The organism is Methylobacterium sp. Leaf87 (assembly GCF_001422775.1).
Lineage (GTDB): Bacteria > Pseudomonadota > Alphaproteobacteria > Rhizobiales > Beijerinckiaceae > Methylobacterium.
Map to the genome: position 1 here is coordinate 53,537 of NZ_LMMI01000045.1, position 20,575 is coordinate 74,111.

Consider the following 20,575-nt stretch of genomic DNA (forward strand, 5'->3'; position numbering starts at 1 on the left):
ACGGGATGCCGGTGCAGGGCGACAGGCGGGCGCCTCAGCTGTCCACGGCGCGATCGCGCTCGGAGCCGCCCGGATCGCGGTCGTCCGGCGCGGGCGCCGGCAGGGAGGCGGCGGCCCGCGCCTCGGCCTTGGCCCGCCGGCGGTACTGCGCCGCCCCGATGGGCAGGGTGACGAGGTAGCCGAGCGCCAGCGCCACCATGGCCTCGAACGGGAACGAGATCAGCAGCCCGAAGGCCGCGACCCCCACGAGGAAGATCGGCAGCACGGCCTCGCGCGGCACGCGCTTGCCCACGGTCTTGCCCGAGAAGGTCGGCACCGTGGAGACCACGAGGAGCGCGATGCACAGCATGTAGCCGAGCACCACCGGGGCGGCCCAGCGCTCCAGGGGCAGGCCGAGGAAGTGCAGGTAGAGCGGCAGCAGCACCGTCAGTGCGCCCGCCGGGGCCGGCATGCCGACGAAGAAATCCTTCTTCCAGGCCGGGCGGTTGGGATCGTCCAGCATGGCGTTGAAGCGGGCGAGCCGCAGGGCCATGGCGATGGCGAAGATGAGGGCGACGATCCAGCCGACGGATTTCAGCTCCTTCAGGGCGAAGCCGTAGAGGATCAGCGCCGGGGCGCAGCCGAAATTGACGAAGTCGGCCAGCGAATCGAGCTCGGCCCCGAAGCGCGAGGTGCCCTTGAGCATCCGCGCCACCCGCCCGTCGATGCCGTCGAGGAAGGCGGCGGCCACGATGGCGATGACGGCGGGCTCGAACTTGCCCTCGAAGGCGAGGCGGATGGCGGTGAGCCCGAGGCACAGCGCCATCAGGGTGATCATGTTGGGCGCGATCATCCGGAACGGCACCGGCTTGAACCGGCGCGGCCGGGGCTCGTTGGCGTCGGGCGCGAAGGGCGGGAACAGATCGTCCATGCTCATCCCTCAGATGCGGCGGAAGGCGCGCTCGGGCCCGCCGGCGAGGTCGGCCAGCACGGTCTCGCCCGCCACCGCCTTCTGGCCGAGCCCGACGAGCACGCGGGTGCCGACGGGCAGGTAGACGTCGACCCGCGAGCCGAAGCGGATGAGGCCGAAGCGCTCGCCGACGGCGAGGGTGTCGCCGGCATGGACCCAACCGACGATGCGGCGCGCCACGAGGCCGGCGATCTGCACCACGCCGATGCGCAACGGCGCGCCCGCGTGCGTCGTCTCCAGCACGAGACCGTTGCGCTCGTTGTCGTCGCTGGCCTTGTCGAGTTCGGCGTTGAGAAACAGCCCGGGGGTGTAGTGGATCTGCCCGATCTTGCCCGTCATCGGCACGCGGTTCACGTGGCAGTCGAACACGTTCATGAACACCGAGACGCGCAGCATCGGCTCCTGCGGCAGGTCGAGCTCGGGCGGCGGCAGCACGGTGGAGATGAGGTTTACCCGCCCATCGGCCGGCGACACCACCAGCCCGTCGCCCACGGGGGTCACGCGCTCGGGATCGCGGAAGAAGTAGCAGACCCACAGGGTGAGGATGAGGAAGATCCACCCGAGGAACTGGGCGAAGTACCCGCCGATCACCGTCAGCACGATGCCGATGAGGATGAACGGATAGCCCTCCTTGTGGATCGGCACGAGGGTTCGGCGAATCGTCTCGAGGAGGTCGGACATGCGGTCTTTCAGATCGTGGCCCGGCGCGGGCGCGAACGGGAATCCGGACCCCGCGCGATGGCAGGCGGGGGGGCGCGCGTCAACCTTTGGGGGGTGGGACGTGCTAAACTATGAGCCAAACTCTCTTTGGACCCACGTCCACGCGCTGCGAACTTGTCGCCTCCCTTGAAAAATGGCGACGACGTGGTCCGACTTTCGGTTCCTCGCCACCATTTTGGTGTTTAAGATGCGCGCAGTCGTTGCAATACGTCCCGGTCGGGATTTAAGGTGCTCCCACAATTAGGGAATTGATGAATGCAACTCGGGACGCTTACCGCAGCGATACCGAAAATTAAATCGAAAAGCACTGCGCCGGGTCAATATCTTGGCTATGGGCTGCAAGATGTTCGTTTATGCCATCATTTACTCAAGACACCACCCGGAACTTCAGTGTCTCTTGAGTTTGTCGATGACACGGCAATCCATTACTCTGACGGTAAACTTTTGCTTGAGCAATCTAAAAGTGCGCTCAAGGGCAATCCGGTCTCTGATGGATCACCCGAACTCTGGAAGACATTCGCGAATTGGTCTAACCTTTGTGTCGATAGACAGGTTAGCCCTAGCACTACAAAATTTCGGCTCTACGTTTGTCCGCTAAAGGATGCAAATCTTGCTCAGCTGATGCACGCCGCCACGACTGATGCTGAGGCCACAGCATTGTTGAAAAAGATTACGAAAAAAGTAACTGCCAAAAATAGCGATAAAGGATGCAGCCCAAGCATCACGGAATTCATTGGGGCCGGCAAAGATATATGCTGCCAGATAATCTTGAATTTTGAGCTAGTCGGCGATGTCGATCCACTCGAACCCATCCGTGAAATATTACGGCTCGCTGTACAAGATCAAACCCTCGACGATTTCTGTGCACATGCCATCGGCACAGCCAAAAACCAGATTGCTGTACTCATCCGCGCGGGTTCATCTCCTATTATTGATACAACCATTTTCCGTAAACAGCTCCAGGCGTTCATTCGGAAACACGGCATCCTTAATCTTTTAGCTCCGACGATAGAAATACCCGCCGACGCCGCCATCAAAGAGATTGTTGAATCAGCACCGATCTTTGTTCAACAACTTCTGAAGATACAAATTTCGCACGAATACCTCATTCGTGCAGTCAGCGACTACCTTCGCTCAGAAGCTGATCACACAACCTGGGCAGCCGAGGGTCGGATTGTTGAGGAAAGCCTCTATGAATTCAACGACACCCTGGAACGCCATTTCGAAATCACACGCAGCGAGATAGAAGATCTTCATTCTGCAAGCGATGAAGTCACTCGTGGCCAACGAGTTTACCGCAAGTGCATTTCCCATCAAACCTCCCTTGAGGGACATGTAGTACCAAATTATTTCATCCCCGGATCGTTTAACTTGTTGGCAAACTTCGGCCGGATCGGATGGCACCCCAAGTATTCGGATTTTTTTGTAGATTGATCATGATTAGAAATAATGTGTCCTCAATTGAAGCTGTTCAAAATTCCGCATTCTGTGCGGTAATTATTTCGTCGTTTGGGCGAGGCTACCAGGACGAAATGCTCGCCAAACTTCCGCTTGTGCACTTTGCGTTTCTAGTTCTACCGCTCATACTTCACCGGCCCATGCTTGATATCATCAGCAGCACAAATCAATCATCCGGGCTTGGGAAGTTTATAGAGAAATTATCGCGACAGCGAGAAGACTTAATAGCAGTGCACGGTCGAGCATTAATAATGCGAAGGCTTACGCTTGATGCGTTGTCGACCGGAGTTGCTTCAGGGTTGCTTTCGATTATTTATGAGGAAGCGCTCTTTCGGACCAACGATGTTCCCATCCGACGCCCTCCCGAGCGGATCAAACCTTACACGGTTGGCGCAGAGAAACTTGGACACTGGATGACACGTGTTCCACCCGCCAGCATATTTTCTCTCCTACGTGTGAGGCCCTAATGCACTTCCAAATTTTGAAACTGATTTTATGGGCAAGGCAGGGACACGCACCGCGCATCGTTACCTTTCAACCGGGACTGGCAAACGTCATTAGTGGAGCCTCTAAAACTGGCAAATCGGCAGTAATTCCTATTATTGATTATTGCTTGGCCTCGGGTAAATGTCGTATTCCTGTAGGAACCATCCGCAAAGCTTGCTCGTGGTTTGGAATCATCATTCAGACTGTTGAGGGTCAAAAACTTTTAGCGCGACGCGAACCCGGCGAAGCTAAACAAACCGGCGATATGATGCTCATCGAGCAAGACGAAATTTCAGTTCCGATTGAAACTCCGATAAAAAATATTAATGCCGATGTAGTTAAACAGATGCTTGACCGCCTTTCCGCCCTTTCTAATCTTGACCTTGAAACCGGCGGAGAACCGGGATTTAGTTCGCGAGTAAGCTTTCGAGACTTCACAGCTTTTATGTTTCAGCCACAGTACATAGTCGCGAACCCATCAGTCTTATTTTTTAATGCTGATACTAATGAACATCGCGAAAAACTTAAGGCGATATTTCCTTATGTCGTAGGTGCACTTACTGCTGAGATGCTTGGTGCGAAATGGGAAATAGATAAGCTGCAGCGGAATCTACGCCGCAAAGAGGGTGAACTTACAGCCACCCGAACCTCAGTGAGTACTTGGCAGGTCGAAGCGCAAGGTTGGATTAAACAGGCCATTGAGTTTGGTTTAATCAACCCAGATACAGAGATTCCAAGTGACTGGCCTGATGTCCTAGAAATGCTACGTGTTATTTCGGGATCAACAAGCCGTGACGCGCAGCCATCCATCGCTGCGGTTGAGGCGACTCTAGCAGAGCTGCAGAGACTTAGAGATGCTGAACGCAAAACTGCCGCAGAGCTTGCCGAGCGCCGCCATAGGCTCAACGAAGTTCAACGTCTAATCGATAGTAGCGCATCATATGGTTCAGCTATTCAAGTCCAACGGGAACGATTAGATGTGGCAAACTGGCTTGGGATCGTAGCTGATAGGTCGTCTGACCCAATCGTCGCGCTAGGGGATGGTGGACAAAATAAAATCGAAGCGCTTCGTCAAGCGCTCTCAGGCATAGAAATTCAGCTGCGTTCGCAACCGTCATTGTCTGATGCTTTCGATAAGGAACGCCTCAGGCTACGTACTGCAACCGAGGAAGGAACAGCAGCGCTAAGTTCTGTCCGACAACAAATCGCGCTGTTAGAGAGAAATTCAGAGGAAGTACGAGCTCAAACCTACCGCTCCGATCGCATTGAGCGATTTTTAGGACGATTAGAGCAGATTATTTTGCTTTATGAACGGACTGGGGAGGACGCGAATCTACCAGCTGAAATCGAATCATTAAACCTACTTATTGCTAGTTTCCGGAAGATCTACTCCGAATCTCAGGTAAGGCAGAAACAATCATCGGCACTTAAGATAATACAAAATTATATATCGGCTATCATTCCAAACCTTGATGCAGAATGGCCCGATGCCCCGGTTGAGCTTTCGGTAGAAGATCTAACGATTAGAGTCGTACATGCAGACCGATCAGATTACCTTTGGGAAATCGGTAGCGGTGCAAACTGGCTTGCCTATCACGTTGCCGTTATACTCGCGCTACAACGGTTCTTCCTGACGGACATAGGTCATCCCGTTCCAGGGCTGATCATTCTTGACCAGCCAAGCCAGGTCTATTTCCCTCGAGGATTTGAAGTAGAACATGTCAGTGAGCTTGGACGCACCCGAGATCAAGATATAATGGCAATACGTGCGACCTTTAAAGCCCTTGGCGCAGAAGTCATTCACTCCAAAGGAAGATTGCAAGCCATAATTTTAGATCATGCAGGCCCTGATGTGTGGGGGGAATTGCCAGGAGTAGTGCTGACTGAGGAGTGGCGTGGGGATGAAAAATTAGTGCCAATTCATTGGATTGGAACCGATCCATCTTCCTGATGTATTTCAATTAAGGGCTCAAATTAGGTCAAAGATAACTTGAGGGACAAGATTCGCTCCTTACTCCGCCGGCACGGCCTCCCGCCCAACCCCGACACGCTCCGTTTCCACCCCCTGCAAAACCGCCAAAGCCGCATCGGCCTCCCGCTGCCGGCTCCACAGGCTCGCATAGACCCCACCGGCATCCAGCAATCCCTGGTGCGTCCCCCGCTCGACGATCACCCCCTTGTCCAACACCAAAATCTCGTCGGCGTTGACCACCGTCGAGAGGCGGTGGGCGATGACGAGGGTGGTGCGGTTCTGCGAGATGGTGTCGAGGGCGTCCTGGATCTCGCGTTCGGTGAAGCTGTCGAGGGCCGAGGTCGCCTCGTCGAGGACGAGGATCGGTGGGCCCTTCAGGATGGTGCGCGCGATAGCGACGCGCTGCTTCTCGCCGCCCGAGAGTTTGAGGCCGCGCTCGCCCACGGGGGTGTCGTAGCCCTCCGGCAGGGCGGAGACGAAGCGGTCGATCTGGGCGAGCGACGCGGCCTCGCGCACCTGGGCGTCCGTGGCGTCCCAGCAGCCGTAGCGGATGTTGTACCCGATGGTGTCGTTGAACAGCACCGTGTCCTGCGGGACCATGCCGAGGGCGGCGCGGAGCGACCCCTGCGTGACCCCGGCGATGTCCTGGCCGTCGACCAGGATGCGCCCGCCCTGCGGCTCGTAGAACCGGAACAGCAGCCGCGACAGGGTCGACTTGCCGGCCCCCGAGGGACCCACGATGGCCACCGTCTTGCCCGCCGGCACCGTGAAGGAGACGCCCCGCAGGATCGGCCGGGCGGGATCGTAGGCGAAGCGCACGTCCCGGAACTCCACCGTGCCGCCTTGGGCCCGCAGCGGCGTCGCGTCGGGCCGGTCGGCGATCTCAGGGTTGCGGTGCAGGATGAGGAACATGTCGTCGATGTCGATCAGCGCCTGTTTGATCTCGCGGTAGATCATGCCCATGAAGTTCAAGGGCATCGACAGCTGGATCAGCATGGTGTTGACGAGGACGAACCCGCCCAGTGTGGTGCGCCCGGCCATGATGTCCCGCGCCGCCAACCACATCACCACGGTCATGCCGATGGTGAAGATCACCGCCTGGCCGGCGTTGAGGACGGCCAGCGACACGTAGGTCTGCGTCGAGGCCTTTTCGTACTTGGCCATGGAGGCGTCGTAGCGCTCCGCCTCGCGGCGCTCCGCGCCGAAGTACTTCACCGTCTCGAAGTTGAGGAGCGAATCCACCGCCTTGGTGTTGGCGTCGGTGTCGGAGTTGTTCATCCGGCGGCGGATCTCGATGCGCCACTGCGTCGCCTTCCAGGTGAAGCCGAGATAGGCCGCCACCATGACGAACACCACGGCCGAGTAGACCCAGTCGAACTCGTAGGCGAGGACGCCGATGACGAGGACGAACTCGACGATGGTCGGCACCAGGGTCAGCACCATCAGGCGCGACAGTTCCTCGATCCCGCCGCGGCCGCGCTCCAGCACCCGGGTCAGGCCGCCGGTCTTGCGCTCCAGGTGGAACCGTAGGGACAGGCGGTGCATGTGCTCGAAGGTCTGCAAGGCGAGACGCCGCACGGCGTGCATCGCCACCTTGGCGAACAGCCCGTCGCGCACCTGCGTCAGCCCCGCCATCGCCACCCGCGACAGGCCGTAGAGTCCGATGAGCACCATCGGGGCGGCGAACACGCCCGTCGGAATCGCGGCCCCGGGTTTCGGGTCGGTCAGGGCCACCAGGGCGTCGGTCGCCCACTTGAAGGTGAACGGCGTCACCATGGTGACGAACTTCGCCACGATCAGCAGGCCGAACGCGAGGAACACCCGCCGCTGCAGGTCGGGCCGGCCGTACGGCCACAGGTAGGGCCACAGCCGGCGATAGGTGGCGACGAGGCCGGGGCGCGCGGGCGGCGCGCCGGCCGACGCTTGCGCGGGGTCGGGTGTCATGCCGTTTCGATTCTCGGTGAAGGCTGAATTTGGAACGGATATAAGCCGGTCCGCGCCCGATGACAGCCGTGCCCCGGCGCAAGGCCGCCCCGCGCCGGTGCGTGGGGACCGTGCGCCGTGACACCCTCGTGGATGCGCCGTTCCAGAAAGCGGGTTTTCGGGGGATGGACCGTTCCACGCGGCAGGGCGTGGAACGGACTCAGCCGCGTGGAACGGTGCCCGCCACCGCCGCCGTTCCGTCGCTCGGCAGCACGAAGATCTGGCCCGGATAGATCCGGTCCGGGTTGCGGATCTGCGGCTGGTTGGCGTCGTAGATCACCGTGTAGCGGGTGCCGCGCCCGTAGATGCGCCGGCTGATCTGCCACAGGCTGTCGCCCCGCACGATCCGCGCCGTGCCGACCTCCGGCACGAACACCGTCCGGGGCGGCTCCAGCGCTGGCACCGGCTCCGGAATGGTGCCGGGCTTGAGGTCCGGCGCCGCCGGGGTCGGGGTCGCCGCAAGGGGGGGCGCGGCCTCGCCCGACGGTCGGGCCGAGGCCGGGCTAAGCGGTTGTTCCAGAACGGCGATTCGCGCCGGCGGTGCGGCTGCTTCGGGCGTGGCCGCGGGGGTCTTCGCGGTGGGTCTGGGCACGGCCGGCTTCACGGGCGGCACGGAGAACGCCACCTCGGAGCGGGCCTTCACCTTGCCCGAGACGGGGTCCACCTGATCGACCCGGATGGTGTAGGCACCCGGCTGGACGCCCCGCCCGATGGTGAAGGCGACGCGCCCGTCCGTCCCGGCGCTGCCCGGCGCCACCAGGGTGTCGTTGAGGTAGAGCCGCAGAGTCGCGCCGGGCTGGGCCTGGCTCGTGACGTAGAGCCGGCCGCCCTCCTCCGCCTCGACGCTGACGATCTTGACCGGGCTCGCGCCGGCGGCCCGCTCCGTCTCCGGGGGCCTGCTCTCCGGCGCCTTGCCCTCGGGCACCTTGCCGGCCTCGGGTTTCGCCTCCGCCCTCGCGGTGTCGGCCCCGGTCTTGGGCCCCGTCCTGGCCCCGTCACGCGCTCCTGCGGCGACGGCGGCCGGGGGCGGCGCTACAGGCTCGGGGTGGGACAGAACCACCGTCGGCCTGTCGGGAGACGTCAACGCGATCAAGGGCTTGGTGTCGCGCTTCGGTGCGACGACCACGGCGACGGAGTCGCGCGAAACCACGGATCGGCCATCGGCCCCCGTGGACCGCAGGGTGATCTCACTGCTGCCGGGGGACAGGGCAGGCGGCACGATGGCGAACTGGCCGGACGGGTCGACGAGCGCACGGGCAATGGGCTGATTGTCGCGCAGCAGCTCGACGGTGGTGTTGGGCGCAGCCCGCCCGGCGATGACGGCCTCGCCCGACGGCTCGACGCGGATGATGTCGAAGGTCGGCGCCGACGCCTCGGTGCCGGTGGTCGCCGCCGGAGTGTCCCGCGATGCCTGGGCGGGCGTCCGCTCCGGCAGCCGGTCCGGCTCCGGCAGCCGGTCCGACCGGGGCTTTCCCGGCACCGGCAGCGCTCCGTCCCCGGAGCCCGCGAGCGGATCGGTGACGAGGGGTACGGCCCGGCCCTCGGGCGTGCCGAATCCGTGCTTGAACAACTCGCTCGCGCCATAGAGGGTGACGACGAGGGTGAAGCCGCCCAGAAGCCCCACGCAGGCGAGGAAGATGCTCCGTCGCAACTCCGCCTTCATGACGCACCACTCCCTCTTCCATCGTCCGGGCGGCGAAACCGCGATCGACCCTGACCTGCCCCGGCGACAAATCGGCACTTGACGGCGACATATTAACGAACATGACCGGAACACCAAATCCCGACGGCCTTTTCAAGGCCGGATCTCCCGTAAAATCAGCACTTTGGCCCGTGGACGGCATGCGCCCGCGCGGCCGGACCCGGAGGGGAAGCGGCACATGGCACCGGTGAGGACGGTCTGCGTCTATTGCGGCTCCGGGTTCGGCGGCGACCCGGCCTTTACCGCGGCGGCCGAGGCCCTCGGCAAGGCCCTGGCGCAGGCCGGCCTCGGCCTCGTCTACGGCGGCGGCAATGTCGGCCTCATGGGTACGGTGGCGCGCGCCGTACTCGAGAACGGGGGCCATGTCACCGGCATCATCCCGAGCTTCCTGAAATCCCGGGAGCGCATGCTCGACGAGATCCAGGAGACCATCGTCGTCGAGGACATGCACACCCGCAAGCGTCTGATGTTCGAGCGTTCCGACGCGTTCGTGGCCCTGCCGGGCGGCATCGGCACCCTGGAGGAGTTGGTGGAGCAGCTCACCTGGGCGCAGCTCGGCCAGCACAACAAGCCGATCCTGCTGCTCTCCGTGGCGGACTTCTGGACGCCGCTCCTGACGCTCCTCGACCACATGCGAGCCCAGGGATTCATCCGGGAGGGGCTCGACCTCAGCTATCTCGTCGCCAGCGAAGCCGGCGACGTGATCGGGATCCTGCGCGACGCGGCGGCCGCTTCGCCGCCCGCCCCACAGGCCGAGGCGTTCGTCACCGAACGGCTCTGAATCGCCCTCAATCCGCGTCGGTCGACATCGGCTGGGAATGCAAAGGTCTTCGACAGGTCGCCCGCGACCTCCTTCTCGACCCGGTCCACCAGGACGATCCGCCGAGTGAGTCCTCGGAGCGTATCGAGGATGCCGGCCGCCGCGAGCCGGATCAGCGGCCCGGCATCGGCGACCACGATCGGCTGGCGATCGGCGGGGGCGATCATGGGGTCACGCTCCAGACGGTGCCGTCCTTGCCGTCCTTCACGGTGACGCCCATGGCCAGAAGCGCGTCGCGGACACGATCGGAGGCGGCCCAGTCCTTGGCGGCGCGGGCCGCGCGGCGCACTTCGATCAGGGCCTCGACCTCGAGTACGTCCAGCCCGGCGGCCCGGATGCTGCCCTGGTCGCGGGCCGACTTGGTCTGCGTGAGCAGACCCATCAGGTTGGCGCCCGCCTTGAGGCCGGCGGGATCGTCGAGGCGGTGGAGTTCCGCGAGTGCCGAAGCGGTGTTGAGATCGTCGGTCAGGGGTTCGAGCAGCCCGTCCGGAATCACCGGAGAGGCGGCACTATCGCCGACGATCCCGTACCAGCGCTCCAGGGTCCGGGCCGCTTCCTCCAACCCCCGCACCGTCCAATCGATGGGCTGGCGATAGTGCGTCTTGAGCATGGCGAGCCGGGCCACCTCGCCGGGCCAGTCCTTCAGCACGTCGCGGATGGTGATGAAGTTGCCGAGGGACTTCGACATCTTCTCCCCCTCCACCTGCAGGAAACCGTTGTGGAGCCAGACGTTGGCCATCACGTCGGTGGAGAAGCAGCAGCGCGATTGGGCGACCTCGTTCTCGTGATGCGGGAAGATGAGGTCGATGCCGCCGGCATGGATGTCGAAGGTTTTTCCCAGGTGCTTCCACGACATGGCGGAGCACTCGATGTGCCAGCCGGGACGGCCGGGCGCGGGCAGGCCGCACGGCGAGGGCCAGGACGGCTCGCCGGGTTTCGAAGGCTTCCACAGGACGAAGTCGAGGGGCGAGCGCTTGTAGGGGGCGACCTCGACGCGGGCGCCGGCCTCCATCTCGTCGAGGGGCCGCTTCGACAGGCCGCCGTAATCGGGCATCGAGGGCACGTCGAACAGCACGTGGCCATCCGCAACGTAGGCGTGACCGGCCGCCACCAGCCCTTCGATGATGGCGATCATCTCGGCGATGTGATCGGTGGCGCGCGGCTCGACGAAACGCGGACGCTCGCCCGCCACGTTCACGTCCTCGGGCATCAGCACGCCGAGGGCACGGATGTCGTCGTGAAAGGCCGCGAGCGTCCCATCCGTGAGGTCACGGATGGTGATGCCGCGCTCGGCCGCGCGGGCGTTGATCTTGTCGTCCACGTCGGTGACGTTGCGCGCGTAGGTGACGTGCGCCGCGCCGTAGAGGTGGCGCAGGAGCCGGAACAACAGGTCGAAGACGATGATCGGGCGGGCGTTGCCGATATGGGCCGCGTCGTAGACCGTCGGACCGCAGGCATACATCCGGACATGGCTCGGATCGATCGGCGCGAACACAGCTTTCTGCCGCGTCAGCGTGTTGTAGAGCCGCAACATCGGGGCCATGAAACCGTCCCTCGTCCCTCGAGCGGATCGCACAGCTCGACCGCCCCTAGCGCCTTGGTTCTTCGCCGCTTCCCGGCGTCGGTACCCCGTGGCGACCGACACGTCCAACGGCGGGGGTGCCGCGCTGCAGCCGGCGCCTGTTGCACGAAGGCGACGGTGCCGTCGGCCGTCCTGGGCTACCCCGAACCCATGAGCAATTCGAGAACAGCGCCGCTCCGCCGCCTATCGAAAGCGATCCAGGGCGGAAAGGGTTTGTTTACCTGGACCCTTGAGATTTCCCCCAACCCGAATCCCTCCATCGAGGTTCTGCCCATGCGCCGCCCGGCCGCCGAAATCGGCACCCTCCTCGCCCTCGCCTTGATGATTTCCTCCACCGCGCTCGCGGGCGGAGACGGCGAGACTCCCACCAAAGCGGTGTCGCAGGTGGAGAAGACGTTCCTGATCCCGGCCGGCGAGGGCTACGGCGTCGGCGATTGCCTGAGCAATGGCGAGAGCAGCTGCGGACAGGTGGTCGCGAATGCCTGGTGCGAAGCACAGGGATTCGCCTCCGCCGGTTCCTTCGGCGTCGCGGCGCAGGACGAGTACACCGGGGCGATTCCCACCCCTCCCGTGATCAAGCAGGCCGAGCGTCCGATCCGCATCACCTGCCAGGATTGAGCGACCGGACCGGATCAGCGCCGGCCATCGGATTTCAGGATCCGTGGCCGGACCGAGCGTGTTTGGAAGCTTATTTCTTCATGGCATCGGCGCATCGCGGCGGCGGCTCCGTGCCCCACGGCATGAGCGGCACGGCCGAGGTTGAGTTCTTGGGCGAGCCCTGGATCACCTTATCCGAATAGACCATGTAGATCAGCGTGTTGCGCTTGGCGTCGCATCCGCGCACGATCTGCATCGACTTGAAGATCAGCGAGCGGCGTTCGCTGAACACCACCTCGCCCTGACCGAGCTTGTCCTTGAACTGCACGGGACCGACCTGACGGCAGGCGAGCGAGATGTCCGAGACGTCCTCGGCCAGCCCCAGGGTGCCCTTGATGCCGCCTTTCTCGGGCTGGGTGTACCAGCACGCCACACCGGCCACGGCCGGATCGTCGATGCCGTAGACCACGAGCTTGTCGTTCGGTGTAAGGGGCCGCCAGACCGTCGATTTGTCGAAGATCCGATCGGCATCCTCCGCCTTGGCGGACACCGCGCCGGCGAGCGCTCCTGCCACGACGGCAGCAGCGGCCATTCCCCCTGTGAGACCCCGAAGCCACATCATCCTGCATTCCCCCCCAACTCGGCTGGGGCGCATGTGGGAAGGCTGTCGCCCCCGCGCGAGGGCGAGTACAAAACTTCCGCTTCGCCGCCGCTCCGATTCCCGTCGGCGGCAAGGTTCCACTCCCGATCCTGTCAGGCCATGCCGCTGATCCTTCCGCAGATCCGCACGCTCGTCCGGGCGCTCGCCATGACCCTCGTCGCCCTCGGGACGGTGGGGACGGCACAGGTGCAAGCCTCCGACGCCTGCCTGCGCTACCGTTCGGAGCTCGCCAACCTGAGCGACGGAGCGAACACGGCGCGCGCGCTCCAGAACGAGATCGGGCGGCTGAATGCCTATTATCGCACCTTGAATTGCGAGGGCGGCCGGTTCCTGTTCTTCGATTCGCGACCGCCGCAATGCGGAGCCGTGGAGCAGCGCATCCGCGCGCTCAATGCGGGTTACGGCGCCGAGAACGGGGAAGTCACGGCCGCGCGCCGCCGGCAGCTCACGGCGGCCGTGGCTTCCGCCTGCACGGATACGGCGAGCCGCGTGGCGCTCAACGCATTGGATGGAACGCCGCGCGAGCAACGCGCCCGGGGCGGAGCCCAGGTTGTCTGCGTCCGCACCTGCGACGGCGCCTATTTCCCCATGGCCAACCTGCCCGACGGGCGCGAAGGCGCCGACGACCTGTGCCAGGCCCTATGCCCCGGCGCCGAGGCCGTGGCCTACTCGATGCCGCACGGCGACGACGCCCTGAAACACGCCGCGACGCTGCGGGGCGCGAAGGCCTACGTCTCGCTCGCCAACGCCTTCAAGTTCCGCACGACCTTCACCCCGAACTGCTCGTGCAAGCGCGAGGGCCAGAGCTGGGCGCAATCGCTCGTGAAGGCCGAGAGCATGCTGGTGCGGCACAAGGGCGACATCTTCGTCACACCCATGCAGGCCGAGGCCCTGTCGCGGCCAAAGGTTCGTCTGACCCTGGTCGGACGGGCCGACAAGACGGCGGCGGGCTTGGCGGCCGACGCAGCCACCCGCACGGGCCTCGTGACCAACGAGACCGGTGCTCCCACGGAACCCGCGGCCCCAGTCGCCGGCGAGGAGCGCCAAGCCGTCCGGATCATCGCACCGAACCTGTTCCCGGGGCAGGGGCAGGGCCGCGCGACGACGCCCTGACGCAGGCTGCCGGTGGCCCTGGCGGGTTCGCGGTATCGTTCCGAACGGGAACCATCCTGGCCCCACTCTGTTCCGAAGGCCTCATCCACAGCCGTGAGTGCCTTCGATGCGGATCATCCGCCTGCTCCTTCTCACCGGTACGATCCTGCCGACTCTGGCGCTGTCCGGCCCTTCCTGGGCGGATCCGGCGGGGATGGGAAAGATGCAGGTCGCGCAAGGCGGACCCGACAGTGAGGGACAGCGTGGCGGCCCATCCCCGAGCCGGGAACGGTCCGAACCCCGTGGAGAGCGCCAAGACAGGCCGGAGCGGCCAGACCGTCAGGAGAGACCGGCGCCGCGCCAGGAGCGGCCCGAGCCGCGTCAGGAGAGGCCTGAGCGCTCTGCCCCGCGTGAGGACCGGACCCCGGCCGAGCGCCCGGCACCTCGACAGGAGCGGCCCGACCGCCAGGACAGGCCTGACCGGCAGGAGAGACCCGAAAGACAAGAGCGGCCCGACCCGCAGGAGCGGCCGGCCCGTCCGGAACGTCAGGAGCGGCCCGACCGGCAGGGGCGCCCCGATCGACAGGAAAGCCCTGAGCGACAGGACCGTCGTCCGGATCAACGCGGACCGACCGAGCGACCCACTTCGCCGGCACAACGCGATCGTACACCTGACCCGACACGGCCGTCGGAGCAGGCCCCGGTCCGGGGCGCGGAGCCAGAACGCCGGACACCCGGTGCCGAGCCAGTCCGTCCAGACGCGCCCGGACGACGTGGACAGGACACCGGTCCGGCCGAGCGGCAGCCGTCGCTGAATCCGGCCCAGCCGACCGCTCCGACGCAGCCCGCACGGCCTGGGCAGCCGGCCACACCACCCGCGGCTGCACCGGGGGCGCCTCAGCCGGTTTCACCTTCTCCGCAGGTCGCACCACAGGGCGCTCCCCAGACGGCGCCTCAAGTCGCGCCCAATGCCAGGCCGGGCGTTCCCGGACGTCCCTTCACGCCTCCCGGTGCGCCGGGTGCCGAGGGTCGAGACGAGCCGACCGGTACCGGGCGTTCGAACGAACGCGGGCAGGATACGGCGCCGGATCGGATTGCCCCCCGTGGCCCGCGCGATCCGGATGCGGCCCGGGACCAGAGCAATCCCCGTGACCGTGGCGACCAGCCGGGGCTGCGCGACGACGGTTTGCGCGGAGGCGACCGCCGGAGCGGTGTCGATGATGATCGCCAGGATCGCGAGCGACGCGATGCGTTCGAGCGCGGCGGTCCGCGCCAGGGCTTCAACGCGCCGGGTCGCCCCGGCTACATTCCGGGTGGCTTCCGCGACGACGATGAGACTCGCGACTTCGACCGTGTCCGCCGCGACCGGCGTGAATTTCAGGAGGATGGCCGGACCTACATCCGCGAGCCCGGTCGCATCATCGTGCGCGATCGCGACCGCACCTTCATCCGCCACGATGAGAACGAGCGGTTCCGCGATCTGGGCCGCGGCGGCTACCGCAGCGAGCGCCGCGGCGGCGACACTGTCACCTATCTCGATCGACCGGACGGCGCACAGATCGTCACCATCGTCGACGACGACGGCCGTCTCGTGCGGCGCTCACGCCGGTTCCGTGATGGTCGAGAGGTCGTGATCATCGACAACAGCTTCAGCGGTCCGCGACGCCCGATCTACGAGGATGTCGTCGATCTGCCTCCGCCCGATATCCGCATTCCGCGCGAGCGCTACGTCGTGGATTACGAGGGAGCCGACGAGCGCAGTGTCTATGAAGCCCTCTCGGCCCCGCCGGTCGTGCCCCTGGACCGGCGCTATACCCTCGATCAGGTACGCTACAGTCCGCAGTTGCGGGCCCGTATGCGCAGCGTGGACATCGACACCATCACCTTCGAGACCGGCTCGTTCACCGTGACGCCGGATCAGGCGTCGCGCCTCGCGACCATCGCGGCGGCGATGAACCAGGCCATCCGGGCCAATCCGCAGGAAGTTTTCCTCGTGGAGGGCTACACCGACGCGGTGGGCTCCGATGTCGACAACCTGTCCTTGTCGGATCGGCGGGCGCAGTCGGTGGCGACGGTTCTAACTCAGAACTTCCAGGTTCCGCCCGAAAACCTCACGACCCAGGGCTACGGCGAACAGGCGCTCAAGGTGAACACACAGGGGCCGTCGCGCGAGAACCGCCGGGTCACCGTGCGGCGGATCACCCCGCTGATCCAGCAGCAGGCCGGCGGCGGCACGCCGCCGCGGTGACGATCCGACGGGCCGTGTCATCCCTGGCACGGCCCGTCTCCCCGAGCTTCGCCTTCACGGAAGTACGCGTGTACTGTTCCTCCCCCACATGCCGGGCATCGTCCGGCGCGGTCGTCTTCGGATAGCGTCGGCTCCGTTCGTCGCGCCGCAGCACCGCAGACCATCGCCTCCCATAGGAGCCGACATGGACGAGGCAACGCCTCGCTTGATCGAGGCCGGTACGCCGGCTTTCCGGCGCACCACCCTGGCGCTCGCGGCAGCGGGGTTCTCCACCTTCGCGGTGCTCTACGGCGTGCAACCGCTGCTGCCGGTCTTTGCCGATCAATTTCACGTCTCGCCGGCCGAGAGCAGCCTGGCCCTGTCGCTTCCCTGCGCCACCCTCGCCCTCGCGCTGCTCGTGGTGAGTCCCCTCTCCGAGGTGTGGGGACGCAAGCCCGTCATGGTCGCGTCCCTGTTTGCGTCGGCGATCCTCACCATCGTCGCGGTCCTGGTGCCGAGTTGGCACGGCTTCCTCGCTCTCCGTGCCCTGACGGGGTTGGCCGCGAGCGGTCTGCCGGCCGTGGCCATGGCTTATTTGAGCGAAGAGATGCACGGACGCGCCATCGGCCTATCCATGGGCCTTCTCATCGGAGGCAATGCCCTCGGGGGAATGATCGGCCGGCTGGTCGCCGGCATCATCGCCGATCATGCGTCGTGGCGCTGGGGGCTCGGCACCATCGGCGTTTTGGCTCTGGTCGCGGCGATCGCGTTTCTCATGAGCCTGCCGGACTCGCGGCGTTTTCGAGCCAACCGGATGCGGTGGCGCGAAGTGCCCGGCACCTTCGGCCAGCATTTCCGCGATCCCGGCCTGCCATGGCTGTTCGCCGAGGCGTTCCTGCTCATGGGCGGATTCGTGAGCGTCTACAATTACATCGGCTTTCGGCTGCTCGACCCGCCGTTCGACCTGAGCCAGACCGCCATCGGGGCGATCTTCGTCGTCTACCTGTTCGGAACCTTCTCCTCGGCAGCGACCGGTGAGATCGCAAGCCGACTCGGCCGACGCAAGGTCCTCTGGCTCGCCATCCTGCTGGGCCTGGCCGGCATCGCCCTGACCCTTTCGGACCGCCTCTGGCTCATCATCCTGGGCATCGTCGTCGTCACCGTGAGCTTCTTCGGCGCCCATTCCGTCGCCAGCAGCTGGATCGGCCGCCGGGCCCTCCGGGACCGCGCCCAGGCTTCTTCGATCTACCTATGCCTCTACTACCTCGGCTCGTCGGTGCTCGGCACGGCAGGGGGCTGGTTCTTCGCGCATTCGGGCTGGGTCGGCGTGGTCGCGTTTTTCGCAGCCCTCTACGGGCTGGCGCTCGTCATCGCGCTGCATCTGTCGCGCCTTCCGCCGTTGGTCCCGACGGAAACCTGAGCGAGGCGGGCTCGCGGGCAGCGAGACCGCCGCGTCGCTTTCAGATGTGGATCGCGCGCTTGGCGACTGCCAAGGCGGCCTCCTTGACGGCTTCCGTCAGGGTCGGATGGGCGTGACAGGTGCGAGCGACATCCTCGGCGGAGGCGCCGAATTCCATCGCCACAGCGACTTCTGCGATGAGATTGCCCGCATCCGCACCGACGATATGCACGCCGAGCACCCGGTCGGTGGTGGCGTCGGCCAGGATCTTCACGAAGCCGTCCGTGGTATGGTTCACCTTGGCGCGGCCGTTGGCGGTGAAGGGGAATTTCCCGGTGTTGTAGGCGATGCCGTCCTTCTTCAACTCTTCCTCGGTCTTTCCGACCGAAGCGACCTCGGGATAGGTGTAGACCACGTTCGGGATCACGCCGTAATTCACGTGGCCCGACTGGCCGGCCAGGAGCTCGGCCACGGCGACCCCTTCGTCCTCCGCCTTGTGGGCCAGCATCGGCCCGCTGATCACGTCGCCGATGGCATAGATCCCCGTGACGTTGGTGGCGTAGTGGCTGTCCGTCTGGATGCGGCCCTTGTTGTCGAGGCCGACCCCCACCGTCTCCAGGCCGAGGCCTTCGGTGTAGGGTACGCGGCCGATAGCCACGAGCACCACGTCGGCCTGAAGCGTTTCGGCCTCGCCGCCGGCGGCGGGCTCCAGCGTGACGGTGGCGGCGCCATCCGCCACTTCGACGCCCGTGACCTTGGACGAGAGTTTGAACTGTACGCCCTGCTTGCCGAGGATGCGCTGGAACTGCTTGCCGACCTCGCCATCCATGCCCGGCAGGATACGGTCCAGATACTCGACCACCGTGACCTCGGAGCCGAGGCGGCGCCAGACCGAGCCGAGCTCGAGGCCGATGACGCCGGCCCCGATGATGAGAAGCTTGCCCGGCACCTTCTCCAGGGCAAGCGCGCCGGTGGAGGAGACGACGATGGTCTCGTCGATGGTGACCCCGGGGAGCTTGGTGACGTCCGAACCCGTCGCGATGACGACGTTCTTCGTCTCGAGAAGCTGGTTGCCGCCATCCTCGGACAACACCTCGACGCGGCCCGCACCCGCCAGGCGCGCGGTGCCCCGATACGCGTCGATGCCGTTCTTCTTCAGCAGGAACTCGACGCCCTTGGTGTTGCCGTCGACGCCGTCCTGCTTGAACGTCATCATCTTGGCGAGGTCGAGTTGCGGCGGGCTGACGATCACGCCCATGTCGGCGAAGTGCTTGCCCGCCTCCTCGAAGGCCTCCGAAGCATGGAGCAGGGCCTTCGACGGGATGCAGCCGACGTTGAGGCAGGTGCCGCCATGGGTTGCCCGCTTCTCCACCACGGCAGTCTTGAGGCCGAGCTGAGCCGCCCGAATGGCGCAGACATAGCCGCCGGGACCGGTGCCGATGACGACGAGATCGTAGGACATGGGATTCTGACTCGCTGAAGTGGGCGGCGGGTCATGCCCCACCATCGGATACGAAGCGCGCGGAAGCGTCCGGCCGCGTGGATCGCGGCCGGCGGACGGTTAGCTGCCGGGCCTTAGAGGTCGAGCACGAGGCGTGCCGGATCCTCAAGCGCCTCCTTGACGCGCACGAGGAAGGTCACGGCTTCCTTCCCGTCGACGATGCGGTGATCGTAGGACAGGGCGAGGTACATCATCGGCCGGGCTTCGATCTTCCCGTTCCGGACCACCGGTCGCTCCTCAATGCGATGCATGCCGAGGATGCCCGATTGTGGCGCGTTGAGGATCGGGGTCGACATCAGGGAGCCGTAGATGCCCCCGTTGGTGATGGTGAAGGTGCCGCCCTGCATCTCTTCGATGGAGAGCTTGCCGTCGCGGGCCTTCTTGCCGAAGCCGGAAATGGTCTTCTCGATGCCCGCGATGGAGAGGTCGTCGGCGTTGCGCACCACCGGCACGACGAGGCCCTTATCGGTGCCGACCGCGATGCCGATGTGGTAATAGTTCTTGTAGACAAGATCCTGCCCGTCGATCTCGGCATTGACCGCCGGTACGTCTTTGAGCGCGCCGATCACCGCCTTGGTGAAGAAGCCCATGAAGCCGAGCTTGGTGCCGTGCTTCTTCTCGAAGATGTCCTTGTACTGGCTGCGCATGGCCATCACGGCGGACATGTCGACGTCGTTGAACGTCGTCAGCATCGCGGCCGTGTCCTGCGCGTCCTTGAGACGGCGGGCGATGGTCTGGCGCAGCTTGGTCATGCGCACGCGCTCTTCGCGGGCCGCATCGTCGGGCTTCGACGGGACGCGCGGGGCGGTTGGCTTGGCCTCCCGGGCGGGGGCCGCCGCCGGTGCTGACGGCCCCTTCGCCTTGGCCTCCAGCATATCACCCTTGGTGACGCGGCCATCCTTGCCCGAGCCGTTCAGGGTCGCGGGATCGATGCCGGATTCCCGGGCCATCTTGGAGACCGCCGGGCCGTTGTCGCCGGATTCACGAGCCTGGGCCGGGGCACCGTCACCGTGATTGCCGTAACCGGCCGACGAACTCTCGGCCGGTGCCTCGGCAGGCTTCTGCTCGCCCTTGTCCTCGGCGGGCGCCTCGGAGCGGGTCTCGGCCTTCTGCTCGGTCTTCTTCGGAGCCGCTGCCTTGGCACCGCCGGTGGCCTCGACGATGGAGCCCAGCAGGGCGCCCGGCTCCACGGTCTCGCCGTCCTTGACCAGGATCTCGCCGAGTTCACCGGCCGCCGGTGCGTTGACTTCGAGGGTGACCTTGTCGGTCTCGAGTTCCACCAGGGGCTCGTCGGCGGCAACCGTATCGCCCGGCTTCTTGAACCAGCGGCCGATGGTGGCCTCGCTGACGGATTCGCCGAGCGTCGGGACGAGGATGTCGGTTGCCATGGTGTTTGTCCGTCCGGGTGGTGTCACGGCGCCGTTGG

At 64.9% G+C, this 20,575-nt stretch carries 16 protein-coding genes; 7 read left to right on the top strand and 9 right to left on the bottom strand.

Translation table 11 applies throughout. From position 1 onward, the window contains the following. Nucleotides 1-34: 34 nt before the first annotated feature. Nucleotides 35-910 (bottom strand): CDP-diacylglycerol--serine O-phosphatidyltransferase, encoded by an 876-nt coding sequence (pssA, locus tag ASF22_RS16870; protein WP_056176936.1) that lies wholly within the window; start codon nucleotides 908-910, stop codon nucleotides 35-37. 9 nt (nucleotides 911-919) lie between these two features. Next, nucleotides 920-1,642: a phosphatidylserine decarboxylase gene (locus tag ASF22_RS16875; protein WP_082483787.1), complete on the bottom strand. Its 723-nt coding sequence runs from the start codon at nucleotides 1,640-1,642 to the stop codon at nucleotides 920-922. Between the two features lie 282 nt (nucleotides 1,643-1,924). Between ASF22_RS16875 and ASF22_RS24115 the strand changes: the two genes are divergently transcribed. Further along, nucleotides 1,925-3,103, top strand: a complete 1,179-nt coding sequence (locus ASF22_RS24115; protein WP_156647835.1) for an ABC-three component system protein — start codon at nucleotides 1,925-1,927, stop codon at nucleotides 3,101-3,103. A gap of 490 nt (nucleotides 3,104-3,593) precedes the next feature. Beyond that, nucleotides 3,594-5,564 (top strand): DUF3732 domain-containing protein, encoded by a 1,971-nt coding sequence (locus ASF22_RS23345; protein WP_082483819.1) that lies wholly within the window; start codon nucleotides 3,594-3,596, stop codon nucleotides 5,562-5,564. A gap of 60 nt (nucleotides 5,565-5,624) precedes the next feature. Here the strand turns inward: ASF22_RS23345 and ASF22_RS16885 are convergent, their stop codons facing one another. Together ASF22_RS16885 and ASF22_RS16890 are read right to left on the bottom strand one after the other, a co-directional pair. Then, nucleotides 5,625-7,529 carry an ABC transporter ATP-binding protein/permease gene (locus ASF22_RS16885; RefSeq protein ID WP_056266512.1) on the bottom strand — a complete coding sequence of 635 codons (1,905 nt, stop codon included), beginning with the start codon at nucleotides 7,527-7,529 and terminating at the stop codon, nucleotides 5,625-5,627. Between the two features lie 199 nt (nucleotides 7,530-7,728). After that, a complete protein-coding gene (locus tag ASF22_RS16890; RefSeq protein ID WP_056266514.1) occupies nucleotides 7,729-9,231 on the bottom strand; it encodes a LysM peptidoglycan-binding domain-containing protein in 1,503 nt (500 codons plus the stop codon). Nucleotides 9,232-9,448: 217 nt separating this feature from the next. Here ASF22_RS16890 and ASF22_RS16895 point away from each other — a divergent pair, with 217 nt between their 5' ends. Continuing rightward, a complete protein-coding gene (locus ASF22_RS16895; RefSeq protein WP_056266517.1) occupies nucleotides 9,449-10,051 on the top strand; it encodes a TIGR00730 family Rossman fold protein in 603 nt (200 codons plus the stop codon). A gap of 202 nt (nucleotides 10,052-10,253) precedes the next feature. Here the strand turns inward: ASF22_RS16895 and cysS are convergent, their stop codons facing one another. Next, complete coding sequence (cysS, locus tag ASF22_RS16900) at nucleotides 10,254-11,633, bottom strand: cysteine--tRNA ligase (RefSeq protein ID WP_056266519.1); 1,380 nt, start codon at nucleotides 11,631-11,633, stop codon at nucleotides 10,254-10,256. Between the two features lie 312 nt (nucleotides 11,634-11,945). Between cysS and ASF22_RS16905 the strand changes: the two genes are divergently transcribed. After that, nucleotides 11,946-12,290: a hypothetical protein gene (locus tag ASF22_RS16905; RefSeq protein WP_056267062.1), complete on the top strand. Its 345-nt coding sequence runs from the start codon at nucleotides 11,946-11,948 to the stop codon at nucleotides 12,288-12,290. Nucleotides 12,291-12,360: 70 nt separating this feature from the next. On the opposite strand, the gene ASF22_RS16910 is transcribed toward ASF22_RS16905, so the two are convergent. Continuing rightward, on the bottom strand, nucleotides 12,361-12,861 hold the full coding sequence (locus tag ASF22_RS16910) for a CreA family protein (protein ID WP_156368869.1): 501 nt from the start codon (nucleotides 12,859-12,861) through the stop codon (nucleotides 12,361-12,363). A gap of 168 nt (nucleotides 12,862-13,029) precedes the next feature. Here ASF22_RS16910 and ASF22_RS16915 point away from each other — a divergent pair, with 168 nt between their 5' ends. Continuing rightward, entirely contained in the window at nucleotides 13,030-14,043 is a 1,014-nt protein-coding gene (locus tag ASF22_RS16915) for a DUF2865 domain-containing protein (protein ID WP_056176363.1), read from the top strand. Between the two features lie 886 nt (nucleotides 14,044-14,929). Here the strand turns inward: ASF22_RS16915 and ASF22_RS25340 are convergent. Then, nucleotides 14,930-15,478, bottom strand: coding sequence for a hypothetical protein (locus ASF22_RS25340; protein WP_348271157.1), 549 nt, complete (start codon nucleotides 15,476-15,478; stop codon nucleotides 14,930-14,932). Here ASF22_RS25340 and ASF22_RS25345 point away from each other — a divergent pair. Both ASF22_RS25345 and ASF22_RS16925 read left to right on the top strand, forming a co-directional pair. Beyond that, a complete protein-coding gene (locus tag ASF22_RS25345) occupies nucleotides 15,446-16,270 on the top strand; it encodes an OmpA family protein (protein ID WP_338011720.1) in 825 nt (274 codons plus the stop codon). The genes ASF22_RS25340 and ASF22_RS25345 overlap by 33 nt on opposite strands. Nucleotides 16,271-16,454: 184 nt before the next feature. After that, entirely contained in the window at nucleotides 16,455-17,669 is a 1,215-nt protein-coding gene (locus ASF22_RS16925; RefSeq protein ID WP_056266525.1) for an MFS transporter, read from the top strand. 40 nt (nucleotides 17,670-17,709) lie between these two features. On the opposite strand, the gene lpdA is transcribed toward ASF22_RS16925, so the two are convergent. Further along, entirely contained in the window at nucleotides 17,710-19,110 is a 1,401-nt protein-coding gene (gene lpdA / locus ASF22_RS16930; protein ID WP_056266528.1) for a dihydrolipoyl dehydrogenase, read from the bottom strand. A gap of 113 nt (nucleotides 19,111-19,223) precedes the next feature. After that, the gene (gene odhB / locus ASF22_RS16935; protein ID WP_056176352.1) at nucleotides 19,224-20,537 is read right to left on the bottom strand and encodes a 2-oxoglutarate dehydrogenase complex dihydrolipoyllysine-residue succinyltransferase; all 1,314 of its coding nucleotides are present in this window, start codon (nucleotides 20,535-20,537) and stop codon (nucleotides 19,224-19,226) included. Nucleotides 20,538-20,575 lie beyond the last annotated feature (38 nt).

What these genes read in the sequence shown, in the direction of transcription:
- ASF22_RS16910 (WP_156368869.1), bottom strand. Translation starts at nt 12,861, where the DNA reads ATGGCCGCTGCTGCCGTCGTGGCAGGAGCGCTCGCCGGCGCGGTGTCC.
- ASF22_RS16915 (WP_056176363.1), top strand. Translation starts at nt 13,030, where the DNA reads ATGCCGCTGATCCTTCCGCAGATCCGCACGCTCGTCCGGGCGCTCGCC.
- ASF22_RS23345 (WP_082483819.1), top strand. Translation starts at nt 3,594, where the DNA reads ATGCACTTCCAAATTTTGAAACTGATTTTATGGGCAAGGCAGGGACAC.
- ASF22_RS16905 (WP_056267062.1), top strand. Translation starts at nt 11,946, where the DNA reads ATGCGCCGCCCGGCCGCCGAAATCGGCACCCTCCTCGCCCTCGCCTTG.
- ASF22_RS16895 (WP_056266517.1), top strand. Translation starts at nt 9,449, where the DNA reads ATGGCACCGGTGAGGACGGTCTGCGTCTATTGCGGCTCCGGGTTCGGC.
- cysS (WP_056266519.1), bottom strand. Translation starts at nt 11,633, where the DNA reads ATGGCCCCGATGTTGCGGCTCTACAACACGCTGACGCGGCAGAAAGCT.
- ASF22_RS16925 (WP_056266525.1), top strand. Translation starts at nt 16,455, where the DNA reads ATGGACGAGGCAACGCCTCGCTTGATCGAGGCCGGTACGCCGGCTTTC.
- pssA (WP_056176936.1), bottom strand. Translation starts at nt 910, where the DNA reads ATGGACGATCTGTTCCCGCCCTTCGCGCCCGACGCCAACGAGCCCCGG.
- lpdA (WP_056266528.1), bottom strand. Translation starts at nt 19,110, where the DNA reads ATGTCCTACGATCTCGTCGTCATCGGCACCGGTCCCGGCGGCTATGTC.
- ASF22_RS16890 (WP_056266514.1), bottom strand. Translation starts at nt 9,231, where the DNA reads ATGAAGGCGGAGTTGCGACGGAGCATCTTCCTCGCCTGCGTGGGGCTT.
- ASF22_RS24115 (WP_156647835.1), top strand. Translation starts at nt 1,925, where the DNA reads ATGCAACTCGGGACGCTTACCGCAGCGATACCGAAAATTAAATCGAAA.
- ASF22_RS16885 (WP_056266512.1), bottom strand. Translation starts at nt 7,529, where the DNA reads ATGACACCCGACCCCGCGCAAGCGTCGGCCGGCGCGCCGCCCGCGCGC.
- odhB (WP_056176352.1), bottom strand. Translation starts at nt 20,537, where the DNA reads ATGGCAACCGACATCCTCGTCCCGACGCTCGGCGAATCCGTCAGCGAG.